The following is an 18114-nucleotide window of genomic DNA, read 5'->3' as shown; positions in this document are numbered from 1 at the left end:
TTTACTTTTTAATAAGCAGTTTGGTTTTTAAGAAACCATTTGTTTTTTAAGAAAAAGAAAGCAAAGAACCTCTCCTTATTTGTTCCTTGGTTGCAGGTCGGCCTAGATCTTAGGTGATCGATCTAAACACGGATCTGCTAGAATTTATATCACTCCTTGATGAGTGGTAACGCAACGTAAGTGCGGAGTTAAAAAATGAAATTCGTTGATGAAGCGGTAGTAAAAATAGAAGCCGGTGATGGCGGTAATGGTACAGTTAGCTTTTGGCGCGAAAAATTCGTCGCTAAAGGTGGCCCTGACGGCGGTGACGGCGGTGACGGTGGTGATGTTTACATTCAAGCGGATGAGAACTTGAACACACTGATCGATTATCGTTTCCAACGCTTTTACAACGCAGAGCGTGGTGAGAACGGTCGCGGTGGTAACTGTACTGGTAAACGTGGTAAAGACATTACACTGAAAGTACCTGTAGGTACTCGTGCGGTTGATATCCATACCAACGAAATCGTTGCTGAAGTTGCTGAACACGGTAAGAAAGTAATGGTTGGTAAAGGTGGTTGGCACGGTCTTGGTAACACGCGTTTTAAATCGTCTGTTAACCGTGCACCTCGTCAAAAGACAATGGGTACTAAAGGTGAAGTTCGCGAACTGCGTTTAGAGCTTCTTCTATTAGCTGACGTTGGTATGCTTGGCCTACCAAACGCAGGTAAATCTACTTTTATTCGTTCAGTATCTGCTGCGAAACCAAAAGTGGCTGATTACCCGTTCACTACCTTGATCCCAAGCTTGGGCGTGGTAAGTGTCGTCCCTGAAAAGAGCTTCGTCGTTGCCGATATCCCTGGTCTAATCGAAGGCGCAGCTGATGGCGCAGGCCTTGGTATTCGTTTCCTTAAGCACCTTGAGCGTTGTCGTGTTCTTCTGCATATGATCGATATTATGCCGATCGATCAGTCTGATCCTATTCAGAATGCACTAACGATCATTGATGAGCTTGAGCAATACAGTGAAAAAGTTTCACAGAAACCTCGTTGGTTAGTGTTCAACAAAGTTGACCTAATGCCTGAAGACGAAGCAGACGAAAAGATTCAAGAAATCATCGATGCTTTGGGTTGGGAAGGCGAGTACTTCAAGATCTCTGCTGTGAACAAAATCGGCACCAAAGATCTTTGCTTCAAACTAGGTGAGTTTATGGAAAACCTACCTCGTGAAGTTGTAGAAGTTGAAGAAGAAGAAAAAGTAGACTTTATGTGGGATGACTACCATAAAGATGCGATGAGCGGTAAGAATGTCGTCACTGAAGATGACGATGACTGGGACGATTGGGATGACGAAGAAGATGACGGTCATGTTATCTATGTTCGTGACTAATCCTCTTAGTTTCTCATAACACATCGGTCGCTTCTTACAAGTACACTGATAGTTTTATTAAACCGCAATGAAAATTGCGGTTTTTTTGTATCTAAATCATTATGTACAGTCGGATTTTAATGCAGAATTTATTTCTAGAAATTTAACGCCTATGGGAAGGAAATCATGGCACCAAAGCAAAGAGCGATCTCAAGACTTGTCGCTCAATCAGGACAAATGTTACTGGCACACGGAGCTGAAAGTACACTGGTCGGCGATATTATGCGCCGTATCGGCATTGCTTGTGGGGTGAATGAGGTTGAAGTCGCACTGTCAGCCAATGCGCTCGTTGTCACTACCGTGATGAATGATCACTGTATTACCACCACACGAAGCTGTGCTGATCGTGGCATTAACATGCAAGTGATCACTGACATTCAACGAATTTGCATCATGATGGAGAAGGGAATTCTCGATTATGAATTAGCATATAAAAAGATTCAAAACATCAGCCCTGAACGCTACAACCGTTGGCTAGTGGTTGTGATGATAGGGTTATCGTGCGCCTCTTTTAGCCGTCTTGCGGGCGGAGATTGGCAGGTATTCATGATGACTTTTATTGCTTCAGCCTGTGGCATGATCGTCAGACAAGAAGTTGGCCATCGTCATTTCAATCCTTTATTAAATTTTGCGATCACCGCATTCGTTACCACTACCATCTCTGCTCAAGCAGTACTTTACAATATTGGCGGTCAACCCACGATCGTGATGGCTTCATCAGTATTGATGCTAGTACCAGGCTTTCCTCTGATTAACTCTGTTGCTGATATGCTCAAAGGCCACATTAATATGGGGTTAGCGCGCTTTACCATGGCCAGCTTATTAACTCTGGCAACGAGCTTGGGTATTGTTGCAGCGATGAGTTTATCTGATGTTTGGGGATGGGCGAGCTAATGAGTATTTTCGAACTGTTTTTAGGTTTGCTCAATGATATGTTTTTCGCCGCGATTCCTGCGGTTGGATTCGCATTGGTGTTTAACGTCCCACAGCGCGCGTTAATTTATTGTGCATTAGGAGGCTCTATTGGTCACGGTAGCCGTTACCTGATGATGCACTTTGGTATTCCAATCGAATGGGCGACATTTTTCGCCGCGACGGTAGTTGGTATGATAGGGGTTCATTGGTCACATAAACTGTTAGCGCATCCTAAAGTATTTACGGTTGCTGCCTTGATTCCTATGGTCCCAGGCGTGTTTGCCTTCAAGGCAATGATTGCTATGGTAGAGATTAACAGAGCTGGCTACACTCCCGAGTTACTGGCAATGTTGATGGAGAACTTTTTGAAATCAATGTTCATTATCGCTGGACTAGCGGTTGGCTTAGCTGTACCCGGGCTGTTATTCTACCGACGCAGACCTATCGTCTAGCATCAAATCTCTCTCAGTTAAGGACAGGACTTTCGATTTATGATCATCAGTATGATTGCAGCAATGGCCAATAACCGTGTAATAGGTAAAGACAACCAGATGCCTTGGCACTTGCCTGCGGATTTTGCATGGTTCAAGCGCTCAACTATGGGTAAGCCTGTAGTCATGGGGCGTAAAACCTATGATTCGATCGGGCGTCCTTTACCTGGTCGATTAAACGTTGTGATTAGCCGTGATGAGAGCTTAGAGATCGAAGGGGTGACGACGGTTACTTCTATTGAAAATGCTCTGGATCTCGTTAGTGATGTTGAAGAGGTGATGATCATCGGTGGTGGTTCAATCTATGAAAGCTGCCTACCTAAAGCAGACAAGTTGTATCTGACTTACATCGATTTCGCAGTCGATGGAGATACACAATTTCCAGACTGGGGTGAAGGTTGGAAGCGGAGCTTTAACGAGAGCTATCAAGCTGACGAGAAAAACAAACACAACATGGAGTTTGTGATTCTCGAGCGTTAAGTTTTGAAATTAAAATCACTTGCGTTGCTGCACGAGTAGCGCAAGTGTTTCGTATATCTATAACGCTCTTTGAGTAAAAAACTGTTTGTCTTCCCAGCGAAGTGCCGTTAACTCTCCGCCCCAAACACACCCAGTATCAAGCCCAATCACATCCTTTCCGTTATAGCCCTCAAGTGCCGCCCAGTGCCCAAATAGTACGGTTTTATCTAACTGAATTCTTTGAGGAAGGTCGAACCAAGGAATGTATTCGTTGTCAGTGACCTCTTTTGGAGGAAGCTTGCATCCCATGTCTAATCGCCCATCAGGAAAGCAGAAGCGCATACGTGTAAAGCTATTGATCGCGTATCGGTAACGTTCTATATCGCTCAGTTCTTTGGACCATAATTCAGGAGTGTTGCTGTACATGTTCTCAATTAGCCACTTCCATTTTTTTGAGCGTAATAGACCTATGATCTTTTTGTTCTCTTTACGCGCTCGCTTTACTGTCCATTGCGGAGATATCCCCGCATGGGTCATGACAAATTGATCATGTTCTTGCATCAATGGCTGTTCTCTAAGCCATTCAAGCAACTCGTATTTGTCAGCAGCATCTAGGATCTGCTGAGTTTGATCTTTCTTCTTTGCTGGAAAAAGACCAAGCGAGACGGCGAGCAGGTGTAGGTCATGATTGCCTAACACCACCTTCGCCGATTCTCCTAAAGACTTGATAAACCTGAGTGTATCAAGTGATTTAGGGCCTCTTGCGACCAAGTCACCAGCGACCCACAAAGTGTCTTTTTGTTTATCAAATTTGACGGTTTCAAGTAAGAGCTGAAGTTCGTCGAAGCACCCTTGGATGTCTCCGACAATATAATTCGACACAATAATTTCCTGTAGATACGGATGTACGGCTAATTAAGAATATTAGGGATTGCGAGTCTGAATGGGTCAACTTCAGTAATAAAATCAATGCCCTTGTTATCGGTCATCACATAGTGACCTTGCATAACGCCAACAGGGGTTTCGATGACAGTGCCACTTGTGTAGGTGTATTCGTCGTTGGCTTCAATCACGGGTTGTTGCCCAACCACGCCATCACCTTCAATGGTGAGCTGCTTGCCGTTAGAGTCGGTAATTAACCAGCGGCGAGACATCAGCTGCACCGTTGTTTTACTTAGGTTTTTGATGGTTATGATGTAGGCGAAGACGTAACGGTTCTTCGTTGGCTCAGATTGCTCCTCTATGTATTTAGAGTGAACCTGGCATTTGATACAAGGCGTAGATATATCCATATTCGCACCTTTTGTTGTTGGTATACTTAATGTAATTAAAGTATTACATAAAAAAGGCTCCTAACCGAAGTGTAGGAGCCTTTTTTATTTATTTATCAGCGTTGTGACTGTCGTGCAGCCAGTTTGCCATGTCGACAAACTGCTCGAGCGTTAAGTTTTCAGGACGCATACTTGGGTTGATACCAAGTTCTTCAAGCACTTCCTTATCAATTAAGCTCTTGTAGCAGTTACGAACGGTTTTACGACGTTGGTTAAAGCCTTCACGACAAACACGATCTAACCATTTTAGATCTTTTGCTGGGTAAGGTAACACTTCGTATGGCTGCAAGCGTACAACTGCTGAGTCTACTTTAGGTGGCGGAACGAAGGCCGTTGGTGGCACTTCTAGCACAGGTGTCACTTTACAGTAGTACTGAGCCATCACAGTAAGACGGCCGTAAGCTTTACTGCCTGGACCTGCAGCCAAACGGTTAACCACTTCTTTTTGAAGCATAAAGTGCATGTCTTGCACGTCTTTATGGAATTCAAAAAGGTGGAACATCAATGGTGTAGAGATGTTATATGGCAAGTTACCAAAGATGCGTAGCTTATTGTTTGGCTTAACGAGCTCTTGGAAGTCGAACTTCATCGCATCGCCTTCGCGGATTGTTAGCTTATCAGCCAAATCCGGATGGTTACGAAGACGCTCTGCAAGGTCTCTATCCAATTCGATAACGGTAAATTTATCGACAAGCTTACCCACAGGCTCAGTAATAGCGCCTAGACCAGGGCCGATCTCTACTAGATTTTGACCTGGTAGTGGGTTAATGCTCGATACGATGCCATCAATAATGTATGGATCGTTAAGGAAGTTTTGACCAAAACGTTTACGCGCTTTGTGTCCTAAGTGGACATCATTTCTCATTGCTTTTTCTCTACTAATTCAATGGCGTGCGTGAGCGCTGTTCTAAAGCTCCCTGTATCGGCTTGGCCTTTCCCTGCCAAGTCTAAGGCGGTACCGTGGTCGACTGATGTGCGAATAAACGGTAAGCCAAGCGTGATGTTCACTGAGCGACCAAACCCTTTGTATTTCAATACCGGGAGTACTTGGTCGTGATACATACCTAAAACAGCATCTGCATCTTGCAAATATTTTTCATTAAAGATGGTGTCTGCTGGCAATGGGCCAACTAAATTGATGCCATCTTTTTGGCGAATTTTTTCTAGCGTCGGGGTGATGGTTTCTATTTCTTCACGCCCTAAGCAACCATCTTCACCAGCATGTGGATTCAAGCCACACACGTAGATAGTTGGTTTCTCAATAGCAAATTTTTCAACCAAGTCTTTATTCAGAATAGCAATAATTTGCTCTAATCTGTCTTCGGTCACTGCTTGAGATACATAAGCTAGTGGGATGTGCGTTGTTACTAGCGCAACACGCAGCCCTTCAGTTGCCAACATCATCACTACCAGTGGTGTATTGGACTTCTCTGCAAAGAACTCGGTATGGCCACTAAAAGCAACGCCAGCTCGGTTAATTACACCCTTGTGAACAGGGCCGGTGACAATAGCATCAAATTCATCATTCATACAGCCAATTGCTGCGGTTTCTAAAGTATTTAATACGTAATGGCCATTAGCCTCGTTGAGTTGGCCCGCAATTGCCATTTCAGCAAGTGGAATGTGTTTCACTACTAGTGTGCCAGCACGTTGAGGTTGCTTAGCCGCGTTTGCGTCGTAATCTAGCAGATCCACTTCGATACCAAGCACTTTAGCTCGTTCAGCTAGCAGTGTCTTATCGGCACAGACTACAAGTTGATGAGGCCAGCTTTCTTGAGATAGAGCCAGAGTCAGATCTGGACCTATCCCCGCGGGCTCTCCTGCAGTTATGACAATACGTTTAGTTGTCATCTTGGTCGTCCTCAACCATTTCCACAAAGGCACTTGCTCTCACTTCTTGTAGCCAAGCACCAGCTTCTTCGTTGAATTTACGGTTAAATAGAATTTGGTAAGCTTTATTTTTCAAAGCTGAATCAGTACGGTCTACTTCGCGACGGTCTAGTACTTCAACAATGTGCCAACCGTGCACGGTTTTGAATGGCGCACTGATCTTACCTTCGGGTAGTGTTTCTACTTGGTGTTTGAACTCTGGTACATACAAATCTGGCGTTTGGTAACCTAGCTCACCGTCTTGTACTGCAGAACCTGGGTCTTGGCTGTATTGCTGAGCAAGGTCGCCAAAGCTCGCTTCACCTGCGTTGACACGACGAGTGATTTCTTCAAGTTGCTCTTTGGCACCGTCATCACTCAAGATGACCGTTGGCTTAATCAGGATATGACGAGCATTAACTTCCGTTACCGCTACGGTTTCTAAGCCTTTCACATCTTCAATTTTTAGAATATGGAAACCAACGCCGCTTCGGAAAGGACCTATGATGCTGCCTTTATTTTGCATTTTGATTTGATCAGCAAAGATGGTCGGCATCTCTTCTTTGCGCATCCAACCCCAATCACCACCTTGTAGTGCTTTAGGACCTTTAGAGTAAGTATATGCCATGGTGCTAAAATCTTTGCCTGAGTTCAGTTCTTCGACAAGTTCTTTAGCTTGGGCTTCTAGCTCTTCTTTGGTTTGGTCATCATTGAAGCGAAGTTGAATGTGTCCAATCTTGTATTGAACGGTTGCGTTAGTCTCTTGCGCTAAGATATCCGCTAGGTTATCGACCTCTGCAGGAAGGATGTTAATACGACGGCGGACTAGAGCATTGCGAGCCTCACTTGCCGCAATTTCTTTTCTTACTTGCTCTCGAAATGCATTGTAGCTAAGGCCTTCTTCAGCAACCGATGCGGTAAGTTGTTCTACTGTTTGGTTGTTGTCTTTGGCGATACCTTCAATTGCTTGATCAAGTCGAGCATCATCAATACGAACACCGATACGTTCCGCTTCTTGAGTCTGAATAGTATCGATGATCAGTTTTTCAAGCACTTGCTCGTTGAGCACGTCTTGTGATGGCAGTGTTTGACCGCTTTTTTTAGCGTTTGCACGCAGCGTCTTCATCGAAGCATCGATGTCGCTTTGTAAGATAACGCCTTCGTTAACGATAACTTTTACGCTGTCTAGCTCAATCGGCGCTGCATGGCTTGTTGATAAAGTACAAGCTGCTGCAATGGCAATTAATGTGCGTTTCCACAATGTCATGTGTAATCCTTTAAATTTACTGATGTCTTATCAGTAAAGAAAATTAGTTGTTTAAGAAGAATGGGCGACCGTAGCTTAGCGAGTTGTCGGAGCTGCTATCCCCAACTGCTCCAGAGTCAGAACCAATGTTGGTACCAAAGCCTACAATACCGAAGTTAACGCTGAAGTTATTTTCATATTCAGGCGTAGTATTTGGATTACTAATGTTATTTGTCAAACGGTTACTATAAGTAAAGCCGATGTACCAACAATCCGATCTGTAGTTTAAACGAGCTAACCACTCTAGATCTTCTTGTGTGGTTAAGTCATAGAAATATTGAGCACTGGTATTCCACTTTGGCGAAATTTGGTAGGCACCGAGTAAACCTGCTTGAGATATACCATCTCTTGTTATTGATGATACGTCAAAATCTACAGTTTCATTTATGTATTCTTCTGTAACGTAGCGATAGTTGGTTTGTATGTAACCACCAGCAAAGCGGTATTCAAGTGTACTATTGGCTAATTGCATCGAAGATGAGTCAATGTCGTATTGCACGCCACCATGGTAGAACAGATAGTCATCGTAGTTGAAGTCCATTTCGATAGCCCAAGAAGAATAATTAGTTTTATCATTAGATCCTTCACTGCTCAGGGTTTGTTTTGTATCTTTATCAAAATAGAATATTTGACCAAATGATATATTTAGTCTTTCTTTGTATTCGTCATCAAAGAAACGAGATGAAGCCCCATAACTGACTTGGTTTGCAGCTGCGATACGGTCTACACCACTGTATTTACGGCTTCTAAATAGACCGTAATAATCGGTTTGTAACAGCGTAGTATCATAAAGACCAATATCGCTTTGATCTTCTTCTGGCACGTAAAGATACTGGACTTGCGGTTCGAGTGTTTGAGTATAGTTGCCAACAATAGTGGTGTCGCGTTCTAGGACGATACCTGCGTGGCTTCTAAACTCTGGAATAACTCGGCTTACCGATTCTTCTAAGCCTTCATAATCAGAACCCGCACCTGTATCAACGCCATCAAGATCTTGTTGATAGTAAGTACCAAGTAGTCGAGCTTCTGTGGTCCAAGTACCCCAAGTATTCCCTACTGGGATGGTAATACCGGGTTCCACGTGAATACGGTTCGCCGATGGCTTGCCTGCAGCGTCGGTATCAAATATTGAGACATGACTTATCATGTCGAAGTCTAAGTACTCCATCACCTCAGGAGCATAGTAATTGTACTCTAGCTGTGGCATTAGGCGGTAAGGTAGATTATTACTTGTAGTCAGAACTTGGAAATCTCGAACAAGTACCGATGCATCCCAGTTTTGGGAACGGTATGTCGCTCGGCCTTCCTGAAGTAGTTGGCCATCTTCACGATTACCAATACCAGAACTTAGATCGGTAAAGTAATCAATGTCGCTGACTTTTGAGTAGTCGACTTCAAACAACCACGATTGCTGGAATATCCCTGAGTGCTGAAGTTGAGCCCCCCAACGATCGCCTTTTTCGGAGTATTTTTTGTCATCCGGTAAATACTCAGACTCGATACTACCTGAGCCAAAGTCGCTCAAGTAACGGAATTTACTGTTAAGTTGTGTGCCACGCTCTTGCATGTACTTAAAAGTGGTTTCTAAGTCGTAGTTTGGCGCCAAGTTCCAATACACAGGGATTTCAGCTTCAAAACCATCACTTGAACCGTATGACACGGTTGGGTACAGGAAACCTGTTTTACGTGTATCACCAATAGGAACAGTTAGATAAGGCAGATAGAAAACTGGAACGCTCTGGATTTCAAAGCGTGGGTTATAAAAGGTCGCTTGCTCTTCGTCTTGGTCGACATCGATACTCGATGCTCTTAGACGCCAAGCGTTGTCACCAATCGGGCAAGAGGTAATCGAGCCATCTTCAATCTCATAAACCGCTTTACCTGTTTTTGCGATATAAACAGCATCTCCGCGACCCGGTTCGCAAAGAAATTCGTAATCGGTATTTTCTAACGTCATCTCATCGGTAGTCAGATTGTTGGTTGCTCTATCTGATACTGACTTGATTTGACCATCACTAAAGTTTACGTTGCCTTCAGCTACAACGATATTTTCTTGTTGGTGTAGGGTTACGTTATCAGCAAGGATGGTCTTGTTCCCTTGCGTAACTCTTACGTCACCTGAATATATAGCCTTGTCACCATTGATAGCTTCTAAGCGATCTGACTCAACGTGTGCGGGTAGCTGTGTCTCGTTTTCTGCAGCGGGTTCGATCAAGCATTGATCTATAGAGGGCATTTCCTGCACACTACTATTGGTGATTGTTTCAGCTTGAGTTGTCGACACGTATAACGCCGTACTTATAGACGCGGCTAACAGGGTGCGGGAAAAAGATTGCATGAAGTTGAACTATCCTGTGTCACTAGATGAAGGGTTGATCTAGTATCAATCCAATTAATAAAGCATTTTCCTTATGATAAAGGAAATATTAGCATTCAGCATCATCAGACAGCATTACTCAGATAAAATTCATAGATAGAGAACACATAATGCAAATATTTGGCAAAATTTTGGGCGCGTTTTTTGGCTTTTTATTTGGAGGGCCGCTCGGTTTAGTTTTTGGTCTGTTTTTAGGACATCAATTCGATAAAGCTCGCCGATTGAACCAATCTGGATTCAATAGCTCTGGTTTTGGTCGAGGGCCAAGCCAAGCAGAAAGACAGAGTGAGTTTTTTAAATCCGCTTTTGCGGTTATGGGACATGTTGCTAAAGCGAAGGGGCAAGTAACACCAGAAGAGATTCAGCTTGCTTCTACCATGATGGAGCGCATGAACCTACATGGAGAGCAACGTAAAGCGGCGCAAGATGCTTTTCGTGACGGTAAAGAGAGTGACTTCCCGCTGAGCGACGTACTTGAGCGAGTGAAAATCTCATCGGGTGGTCGTTTTGATCTTCTACAGTTCTTTCTTGAGTTGCAAGTATCTGCTGCATTTGCTGATGGGAGCTTGCATCCAAGTGAGCGTCAGGTCTTGCATAAGATAGCTCAAGGTCTAGGGTTTTCTGCAGAGCAACTAGAACGCCGCTTGCAGATGCAAGAAGCCGCGTTCCGTTTCCAACAACAGGGTGGAAGCTTTGGTGGTGGTCATCATCAAGGGCAATCTTCAGGTTGGCAGCAAGCATCACAGCAGAACCAGCTTGGCGATGCCTTTAAGGTATTAGGAGTCAGCGAAAGTGCTGATGGTAAAGAAGTGAAGAAAGCCTACCGTAAGTTGATGAATGAACATCACCCAGATAAATTGATGGCGAAAGGTTTACCGCCAGAGATGATGAATGTTGCGAAAGAGAAATCGCAAGAGATTCAAAATGCTTATGACCTGATAAAAAAAGTTAAAGGTTTTAAGTAATCGAACACTAAAGCGAGTCATGACATTAAATGACTCGCTTTTTTATTAAAGGGAATTATATGACGGTAACGTATCAGGATGTTCTAGAGTTTTGGTTCGATGAGTTGACGCCTAAAGATTGGTTTACTGGCGGCGCCGAGATTGACTCTTTGATAGAGTCTCGATTTTCTGAACTGCACAAAACTGCGACTCAAGGTGAGCTGTTTGAATGGCGACAAAACGCACAAGGGCGATTGGCAGAGATTATCGTGCTTGATCAGTTTTCTCGAAATATTGGTAGAAACAGTCTGGCAGCTTTTTCTGCTGATCCGATGGCGTTGGCTCTAGCGCAAGAGGCGGTAGCGGGTGGTTTTGACCACCAACTTAACGAGCAACAAAAAAGTTTCCTGTATATGCCTTATATGCACAGTGAATCTTTGTTGGTCCATGAACAAGCCGTGGAGCTCTTTTCTCAAACGGGATTAGAACATAATTTGGATTTTGAGTTTAAGCACAAGATTATCATTGAGCGATTTGGTCGCTATCCGCACCGTAATGAAGTGTTAGGACGAATTTCGACTCCTGAAGAGGTTGAATTCTTGCAGCAGCCAGGTTCAAGTTTCTAGTTTTAGAACTCAGTGAAATAGATGAAAAGAGGCTAGTGGTTGATAAAACCCTAGCCTCTTTTTTGTTTTGCTTTAGTTATGAAGTTTAGCGTTAGAGCTAGTTAGCTTGGTTGAGCGACCAGTCGTAGTCATAACTGATATTTTGAGTATTGGTTACTGCTTCTGTTCGATATTGGTCTAAGTGCTGAATGAGTTGTTTCTCCGTACCAAAATCCACAGCAAACCAATCGTAAATCGATGATAGCTGAAGCTTATTATTTGTAACCAGCACGCCTTTGTCACTGTTTACAAACTCATGAGCAGCTTGCTCTAGCAAGGTTTCAGTATTGTCAGAGGTAAAAGCATCAGGCTGCAAGTTAGGGCAACCTAGGCTGGCACAGTTCACTGCATAATGCGTGCGTGGGTCTTGCCAAATCGGTCGTAGGATTCGATGTTCAATATTGTTGAGTGTCAGTGACTTACCGTTAACGACTACCACATCATCTCCCCACGGTCCGAAACTAAATAGTCCGCCAAGTTTAGTGATGGATTTTATCGGGTAGGTATCAAGAATCAAATCGACAGTCACGGCGTTGTATAGGTTAACCCAATAGGCATACTGCTCCGCTTTTGAATAGTCGAGCGGATTAACTTGTTCGAGTTGCTTGATGTATTGCTTGAGCTTTTTTTTATCGGCAGTGTTCACTGCTTTATAGCGAACTAGGGTATTTTGCCCTTGTTTAACTAGGTTGTTATCGAGAAATTGCTGCCAATCTTGGTGAGATACTTGTTCTAGATTGGTTTCATTGCTTTGATTCCAGTACCGCCAAAGATCGGATTTAGGCGCAGACCAAACTAAGGTTGAGAAAAGTAGGCTGACAATAAAAAGTAGTTGTTTCATGGCATTCTCCTGATGACTGACTACTAAGACCTTATGGCTTACCATTTTCTTTCATGGCTCTTCAGTTAAATAACGAACTTAGTCAAATAAAGAAGAAGTTTAATAATGATATTCAGCTAAATAAAAAAGGTTGGCACTAGGCCAACCTTTTATGTCTACAGAAACTGTGTGATTCTATTTCAAGACTTCTTTATTTCAGGAAGCTAGGAATCTTAGCTTCAAACTCTGAGATCTTATCAGCATGTTGAAGTGTAAGGCCGATATTATCTAAACCATTCAGTAAGCAATGACGGCGGAACTCATCAATTTCAAACGAGTACTGTTTACCATTTGCGCTCACTTTCATTGCTTCTAGATCAACGGTGATTTCTGCGCCTTCATTTGCTTCAACGAATTGGAATAGCTCATCCACTTCTTGCTCAGTCAATCGAACCGGCACCATTTGGTTGTTGATCGAGTTACCGTAGAAAATGTCGGCAAAGCTCGGTGCGATCATCACTTGGATACCGTAATCGGCAAGCGCCCAAGGTGCATGTTCACGAGATGAGCCACAACCGAAGTTTTCACGAGCTAGAAGAATTGAAGCGCCTTGGTAGCGTGCTTCGTTCATTACAAACTCAGGGTTTGGTTGTTTGCCAGCGTCATCTAAGAAGCGCCAGTCGTGGAACAAGTGCTTACCAAAACCGATGCGGTTCACTTTCTGTAGAAACTGCTTTGGAATGATCGCATCAGTGTCGATGTTGGCCGTATCTAGAGGAACGACTAATCCGGTGTGTTGTTGAAAACCTGACATGTTAAATCCTCTAATTAAAGTTCACGAATATCGACAAAGTGACCAGCGATAGCGGCTGCGGCTGCCATCGCTGGGCTAACTAGGTGCGTACGACCATCACGGCCTTGGCGACCTTCAAAGTTACGGTTTGATGTAGAAGCACAGCGCTCTTGTGGACCTAGACGGTCATTGTTCATTGCAAGACACATAGAGCAGCCTGGTAGGCGCCATTCAAAACCTGCTTCGATGAAGATCTTATCTAGGCCTTCTGCTTCAGCTTGCGCTTTTACTTGCTCAGAGCCTGGAACGATCAATGCTTGAACATGTTTCGCGACTTGGCGGCCTTTTGCTACGGCAGCAGCTGCACGCATGTCTTCGATACGCGAGTTAGTACAAGAACCTACGAAGACTTTATCGACGTTGTAATCCGATAGCGACTTACCTGCTTCAAGACCCATATAAGCCAGAGCTTTTTCTGCAGATGCCTTTTCAACAGGGTCTGCGAAGCTTTCTGGTGCAGGGATTGGTGTGTCTACCGAGATAACCTGACCTGGGTTGGTTCCCCATGTGACTTGCGGTTTGATGTCTGCCGCTTCTAGCGTGACAACAGCATCGAACTCTGCGTCAGCATCGGTTTTCAATGTGTCCCAGTATTCAATTGCCGCTTCTAAGTCTTCCCCTGCTGGAGAGAACTTACGACCTTTGATGTACTCGTATGTCGTTGCATCTGGAGCAATTAAGCCAGCTTTCGCACCAAGCTCAATTGCCATGTTACATACCGTCATACGACCTTCCATCGTAAGGTCTGTAATTGCCTCACCACAGAATTCAACCACGTAGCCTGTACCGCCAGCAGCCGTTGTTTTACCGATGATCGCTAGCACGATGTCTTTTGCAGTGATGCCCGGAGCAACCTTGCCTTTTACTTCGATCTTCATGGTTTTAGCGCGAGCTTGTTTTAGCGTTTGAGTTGCTAGAACGTGTTCAACTTCTGAAGTACCAATACCGAACGCAAGAGAACCAAATGCACCGTGTGTCGCAGTGTGTGAGTCACCACATACGATGGTCATGCCCGGTAGAGTAATACCTAGCTCAGGGCCCATGACGTGCACAATACCTTGGTATTTGTGGTTTAGGTCGTAAAGCGTTACACCAAACTCTTCACAGTTTTTTGATAGCGTTTCCATTTGGATACGAGCCATCTCTCCAGAAGCATTAATGTCTTTGGTTTGAGTTGATACGTTGTGATCCATGGTCGCGAAAGTCTTGCCTACTTGGCGAACTTTACGGCCTTTTTCTCGCAGCCCATCAAACGCTTGAGGTGACGTTACTTCGTGAACTAGGTGACGGTCGATGTAAAGAATCGGGTTTTCGCCTTCCGCTGCTACTGCAACGTGTGCGTCGTAAACTTTTTCGTATAAGGTTTTTGCTTGCTGGTTTGTCGACATAGCTGTTCTTCCTTGGGAGCATCAGTCCCAGTGTTTGTTTCGAGCCAAGTCATGCGGTTTAAGCTGACTTGGCTTGATATTATTCTTATGTACTTGCTTTTAATCGGAGCATTTAGCCTATGAAGCTAAGATGTACTCTGCGATCTTGTCACCCATTTCAGAGGTAGTAAGCGCTTGGTTGTTACCTGCAAGGTCTGCTGTTAGCTCGCCTGCAGAAAGTGCTTTAGACACCGCTGCTTCGATGTCTTGTGCTGCTGCTTCTTCGCCTAGGCTGTAACGAAGCATTAGCGCAGCAGAAAGAATTTGCGCTACTGGGTTCGCGATGTTCTTGCCTGCGATATCTGGCGCGCTGCCACCTGCAGGTTCGTATAGGCCGAAGTTACTTTCGTTCAAGCTTGCAGAAGGAAGCATACCCATAGAGCCGGTGATCATTGCACACTCATCAGAGATGATGTCACCGAAGATGTTTGAACATAGCATTACGTCAAACTGAGATGGATCTTTGATTAGCTGCATGGTCGCGTTGTCGATGTACATGTGGTTTAGCGTGACATCTGGGTAGTCTTTCGAGATTTCTTCAACCACTTCACGCCATAAGATAGAGCTCTGTAGAACGTTCGCTTTATCGATTGAGTAAACGTTTTTGTTACGTAGACGTGCAGATTCAAAAGCAATCTTTGCAATGCGTTCGATTTCGTAACGGTGGTAAATCTCAGTATCAAAGGCTTTTTCAGTTGCGCCTTCGCCTTCACGACCTTTAGGTTGGCCGAAGTAGATGCCGCCTGTTAGCTCACGAACAACAACGATGTCGAAACCATTACCTGAAATGTCAGCACGCAAAGGAGAGAAAGACTCTAGACCTTTATGGATTTGTGCAGGACGTAGGTTACAGAACAATTGGAAGTGTTTACGCAGGGGAAGTAGAGCACCACGCTCTGGTTGATCGTTTGGTGGAAGGTGTTCCCACTTAGGGCCGCCAACCGAGCCAAATAGTACTGCGTCAGATTCTTCACAGCCTGTTACTGTCGCTTCTGGAAGTGGACAGCCGTGGTTATCAATTGCGATACCACCAACATCATACTCTTCGCGAGAAAAGCTAATTGCGTGTTTCTTTTCGATCGCGTCTAACACCTTGTGTGCTTGCTGCATTACTTCTGGGCCAATGCCATCACCAGGTAGTACGGCAATCTTGTATGATTTATCAGTCATGTTAATCCTTTAATTCTTGTTACTGAGCTGTTCGCTCGTTTTAAATTTTGTCCCTAAAGCCAATAACATCGGCTCTAGGGCTCTGTTATTGGGTGTTTAAACTGTCGCGATTCTTTGCTGTTTCATTTCAGCAATGGTGTCTGCGCGTTGAATGCTATTAATAACGTGCAGTAGCGCCTGACCAGAGGCCTCAACGATATCCGTTGAAACGCCCGTACCGTGGTATTTACGGCCTTTATAGTTAGCAATAATATCAGCTTGGCCTAGGCCATCTTCGCCTTCACCTTTCGCGGTAAGGTCGAATTTATCCAAGGCAATCTCGTAACCCGTTAAGCGGTAGATACATTGGTATAAAGCATCAACAGGGCCGTTACCAACAGCCGCTTCGCATTTCTCTTCATCGCCACATTGAAGCTTGATGCTGGTGGTAGACATAACACTACCAGATTGCACGCTTAGGTAGTTAAGTTTATAGAAGTCATCTTCGTCGCGTAGGTTCGCAAAGTGCATTAGTGCTTCAAGGTCGTAATCGAACACTTGGCCTTTACGGTCAGCTAGCTTCAAGAAGTCTTCGTACAATGAATCTAGGCTGTACTCGTTGTCTTTGTAACCCATAGCATCCATGTGGCTCTTAACGGCTGCACGACCGCTGCGGCTTGTTAGGTTCAATGCTTTGTTCTTCAAGCCAATAGACTCAGGCGTCATGATCTCGTAAGTGTTCTTGTTCTTAAGCATGCCATCTTGGTGGATACCTGAAGAGTGGCTGAATGCGTTAGCACCAACGATTGCTTTGTTGTCTTGAATTGGCATGTGGCAAAGCTGGCTAACCAACTTACTGGTACGGTGAATCTCTTTGTGATCCAAACCAGTATGAACACCTAATAGCTCTTGACGAGTTTTGATGATCATTGCGATTTCTTCTAAAGAACAGTTACCCGCACGCTCACCAATACCATTGATTGTGCCTTCAATTTGTCGAGCACCCGCTTGAACCGCAGCAATTGAGTTGGCAACCGACATACCTAAATCATCGTGGCAGTGAACAGAGATGATCGCTTGATCGATGTTTGGTACGCGATCAAATAGCGTTTGGATAATGCCACCGAATTCATTTGGTACTGTGTAGCCTACAGTATCTGGAATGTTGATGGTTTTTGCGCCAGCGTTGATAGCAGCTTCAACCATACGACATAGGTTGTCGATAGGTGTACGACCTGCATCTTCACAAGAGAACTCAACATCATCGGTATAGTTACGCGCATGCTTTACAGCTTTTACTGCCATCTCGACAACATCGTCGTAGCTGCGACGTAATTTGTCTTGAACGTGAACCGTCGATGTCGAAATAAAGGTATGAATACGGAACTGCTCAGCGACTTTTAACGCTTCTGCCGCTGCGTCGATGTCTTTCGCAACTGCGCGAGAAAGTGCACAGATTCGGCTATCTTTAATATTCTTCGCGATGGTTTGTACAGATTCGAAATCGCCTGGTGATGACACTGGGAAACCGGCTTCAATAACATCTACACCCAGTCGTTCAAGTGCATAAGCGATCTGTAATTTCTCTTTTACCGTAAGGCTTGCTGCCAACGCTTGCTCGCCATCACGTAAGGTCGTGTCAAAAATTATCACTTGATCGTTCATGGGTGCTTCCTTATATCGATAATGAATCGATTGCTATCCAAATTATTATTAAGAATGATGTTCTTTTAAAAGTGCCAGTTACAAAAAAACCCGCTCAGCGCGGGTTTTAATATTTGTGTAGTTCTTGACCCACAACTTACCCGCGCGATTGGTTCACGATAAGGAGAAGTTTCAGCAGTCGAGAAGAAGAAAAAATCATTACACAAATATCCGTAAATAAACTGTTAACACCATATTTACCGGAATTTATTCTGAGCGTCAAACAAGAAAATCCAATATCAGCGTGCATTGGCGACGTTTTGGTTTGGTTTATGCTGTTTTGTGTTGTTTTGTTGGCTGAATCATCTGATTGGCGGTTTTGTATTGGGGGGTTAGTTTATCGTTTGGCTTATGTGTAGGTTAAAACTTTGTAGTAAATCTTTTTGATGGAACGATT

At 44.2% G+C, this 18114-nt stretch carries 17 protein-coding genes; 6 read left to right on the top strand and 11 right to left on the bottom strand.

From position 1 onward, the window contains the following. Positions 1–195: 195 nt before the first annotated feature. The 4 genes from cgtA to folA all read left to right on the top strand — a co-directional run bounded on the left by cgtA (position 196) and on the right by folA (position 3293). Positions 196–1368, top strand: coding sequence for an Obg family GTPase CgtA (gene cgtA / locus AB8613_RS06695; protein WP_017061377.1), 1173 nt, complete (start codon positions 196–198; stop codon positions 1366–1368). Positions 1369–1533: 165 nt separating this feature from the next. After that, entirely contained in the window at positions 1534–2301 is a 768-nt protein-coding gene (locus AB8613_RS06690) for a threonine/serine exporter ThrE family protein (protein WP_285955129.1), read from the top strand. Further along, entirely contained in the window at positions 2301–2774 is a 474-nt protein-coding gene (locus AB8613_RS06685; RefSeq protein ID WP_017062945.1) for a threonine/serine exporter family protein, read from the top strand. The genes AB8613_RS06690 and AB8613_RS06685 overlap by 1 nt, the downstream gene beginning before the upstream one ends. A gap of 39 nt (positions 2775–2813) precedes the next feature. Beyond that, complete coding sequence (gene folA, locus AB8613_RS06680; RefSeq protein WP_372384688.1) at positions 2814–3293, top strand: type 3 dihydrofolate reductase; 480 nt, start codon at positions 2814–2816, stop codon at positions 3291–3293. A 57-nt stretch (positions 3294–3350) separates the two neighbouring features. Here folA and AB8613_RS06675 read toward each other — a convergent pair whose 3' ends face one another. From AB8613_RS06675 to lptD, 6 genes are all read right to left on the bottom strand, one after another. Continuing rightward, positions 3351–4154: a symmetrical bis(5'-nucleosyl)-tetraphosphatase gene (locus tag AB8613_RS06675; protein WP_372384687.1), complete on the bottom strand. Its 804-nt coding sequence runs from the start codon at positions 4152–4154 to the stop codon at positions 3351–3353. A gap of 29 nt (positions 4155–4183) precedes the next feature. Beyond that, a complete protein-coding gene (gene apaG / locus AB8613_RS06670; protein ID WP_004735899.1) occupies positions 4184–4564 on the bottom strand; it encodes a Co2+/Mg2+ efflux protein ApaG in 381 nt (126 codons plus the stop codon). Between the two features lie 88 nt (positions 4565–4652). Then, a complete protein-coding gene (gene rsmA, locus AB8613_RS06665) occupies positions 4653–5468 on the bottom strand; it encodes a 16S rRNA (adenine(1518)-N(6)/adenine(1519)-N(6))-dimethyltransferase RsmA (RefSeq protein WP_017632191.1) in 816 nt (271 codons plus the stop codon). After that, positions 5465–6454, bottom strand: coding sequence for a 4-hydroxythreonine-4-phosphate dehydrogenase PdxA (gene pdxA, locus AB8613_RS06660; protein ID WP_061019093.1), 990 nt, complete (start codon positions 6452–6454; stop codon positions 5465–5467). The genes rsmA and pdxA overlap by 4 nt, the downstream gene beginning before the upstream one ends. Next, positions 6444–7739, bottom strand: coding sequence for a peptidylprolyl isomerase SurA (surA, locus tag AB8613_RS06655; protein WP_372384686.1), 1296 nt, complete (start codon positions 7737–7739; stop codon positions 6444–6446). The genes pdxA and surA overlap by 11 nt, the downstream gene beginning before the upstream one ends. Before the next feature lie 43 nt (positions 7740–7782). After that, the gene (gene lptD, locus AB8613_RS06650) at positions 7783–10116 is read right to left on the bottom strand and encodes an LPS assembly protein LptD (RefSeq protein ID WP_146490485.1); all 2334 of its coding nucleotides are present in this window, start codon (positions 10114–10116) and stop codon (positions 7783–7785) included. Positions 10117–10265: 149 nt separating this feature from the next. Here lptD and djlA point away from each other — a divergent pair, with 149 nt between their 5' ends. Both djlA and AB8613_RS06640 read left to right on the top strand, forming a co-directional pair. Continuing rightward, complete coding sequence (gene djlA / locus AB8613_RS06645; RefSeq protein ID WP_372384685.1) at positions 10266–11120, top strand: co-chaperone DjlA; 855 nt, start codon at positions 10266–10268, stop codon at positions 11118–11120. Between the two features lie 59 nt (positions 11121–11179). Further along, positions 11180–11725, top strand: a complete 546-nt coding sequence (locus tag AB8613_RS06640; RefSeq protein ID WP_372384684.1) for a DUF924 family protein — start codon at positions 11180–11182, stop codon at positions 11723–11725. A gap of 97 nt (positions 11726–11822) precedes the next feature. Here AB8613_RS06640 and AB8613_RS06635 read toward each other — a convergent pair whose 3' ends face one another. The 5 genes from AB8613_RS06635 to leuA all read right to left on the bottom strand — a co-directional run bounded on the left by AB8613_RS06635 (position 11823) and on the right by leuA (position 17678). Then, positions 11823–12605: a DUF547 domain-containing protein gene (locus AB8613_RS06635; protein WP_372384683.1), complete on the bottom strand. Its 783-nt coding sequence runs from the start codon at positions 12603–12605 to the stop codon at positions 11823–11825. A gap of 190 nt (positions 12606–12795) precedes the next feature. Further along, a complete protein-coding gene (gene leuD / locus AB8613_RS06630) occupies positions 12796–13398 on the bottom strand; it encodes a 3-isopropylmalate dehydratase small subunit (RefSeq protein WP_285955132.1) in 603 nt (200 codons plus the stop codon). A 14-nt stretch (positions 13399–13412) separates the two neighbouring features. Then, the gene (leuC, locus tag AB8613_RS06625; RefSeq protein WP_057621989.1) at positions 13413–14825 is read right to left on the bottom strand and encodes a 3-isopropylmalate dehydratase large subunit; all 1413 of its coding nucleotides are present in this window, start codon (positions 14823–14825) and stop codon (positions 13413–13415) included. Positions 14826–14942: 117 nt separating this feature from the next. After that, positions 14943–16034 carry a 3-isopropylmalate dehydrogenase gene (leuB, locus tag AB8613_RS06620; protein WP_146490490.1) on the bottom strand — a complete coding sequence of 364 codons (1092 nt, stop codon included), beginning with the start codon at positions 16032–16034 and terminating at the stop codon, positions 14943–14945. 96 nt (positions 16035–16130) lie between these two features. Continuing rightward, positions 16131–17678 (bottom strand): 2-isopropylmalate synthase, encoded by a 1548-nt coding sequence (gene leuA / locus AB8613_RS06615; protein ID WP_060983000.1) that lies wholly within the window; start codon positions 17676–17678, stop codon positions 16131–16133. Between the last annotated feature and the right edge of the window lie 436 nt (positions 17679–18114).

The organism is Vibrio sp. BS-M-Sm-2 (assembly GCF_041504345.1).
Lineage (GTDB): Bacteria > Pseudomonadota > Gammaproteobacteria > Enterobacterales > Vibrionaceae > Vibrio > Vibrio satsumensis.
This window is presented reverse-complemented; position numbering and strand designations above follow the sequence as displayed.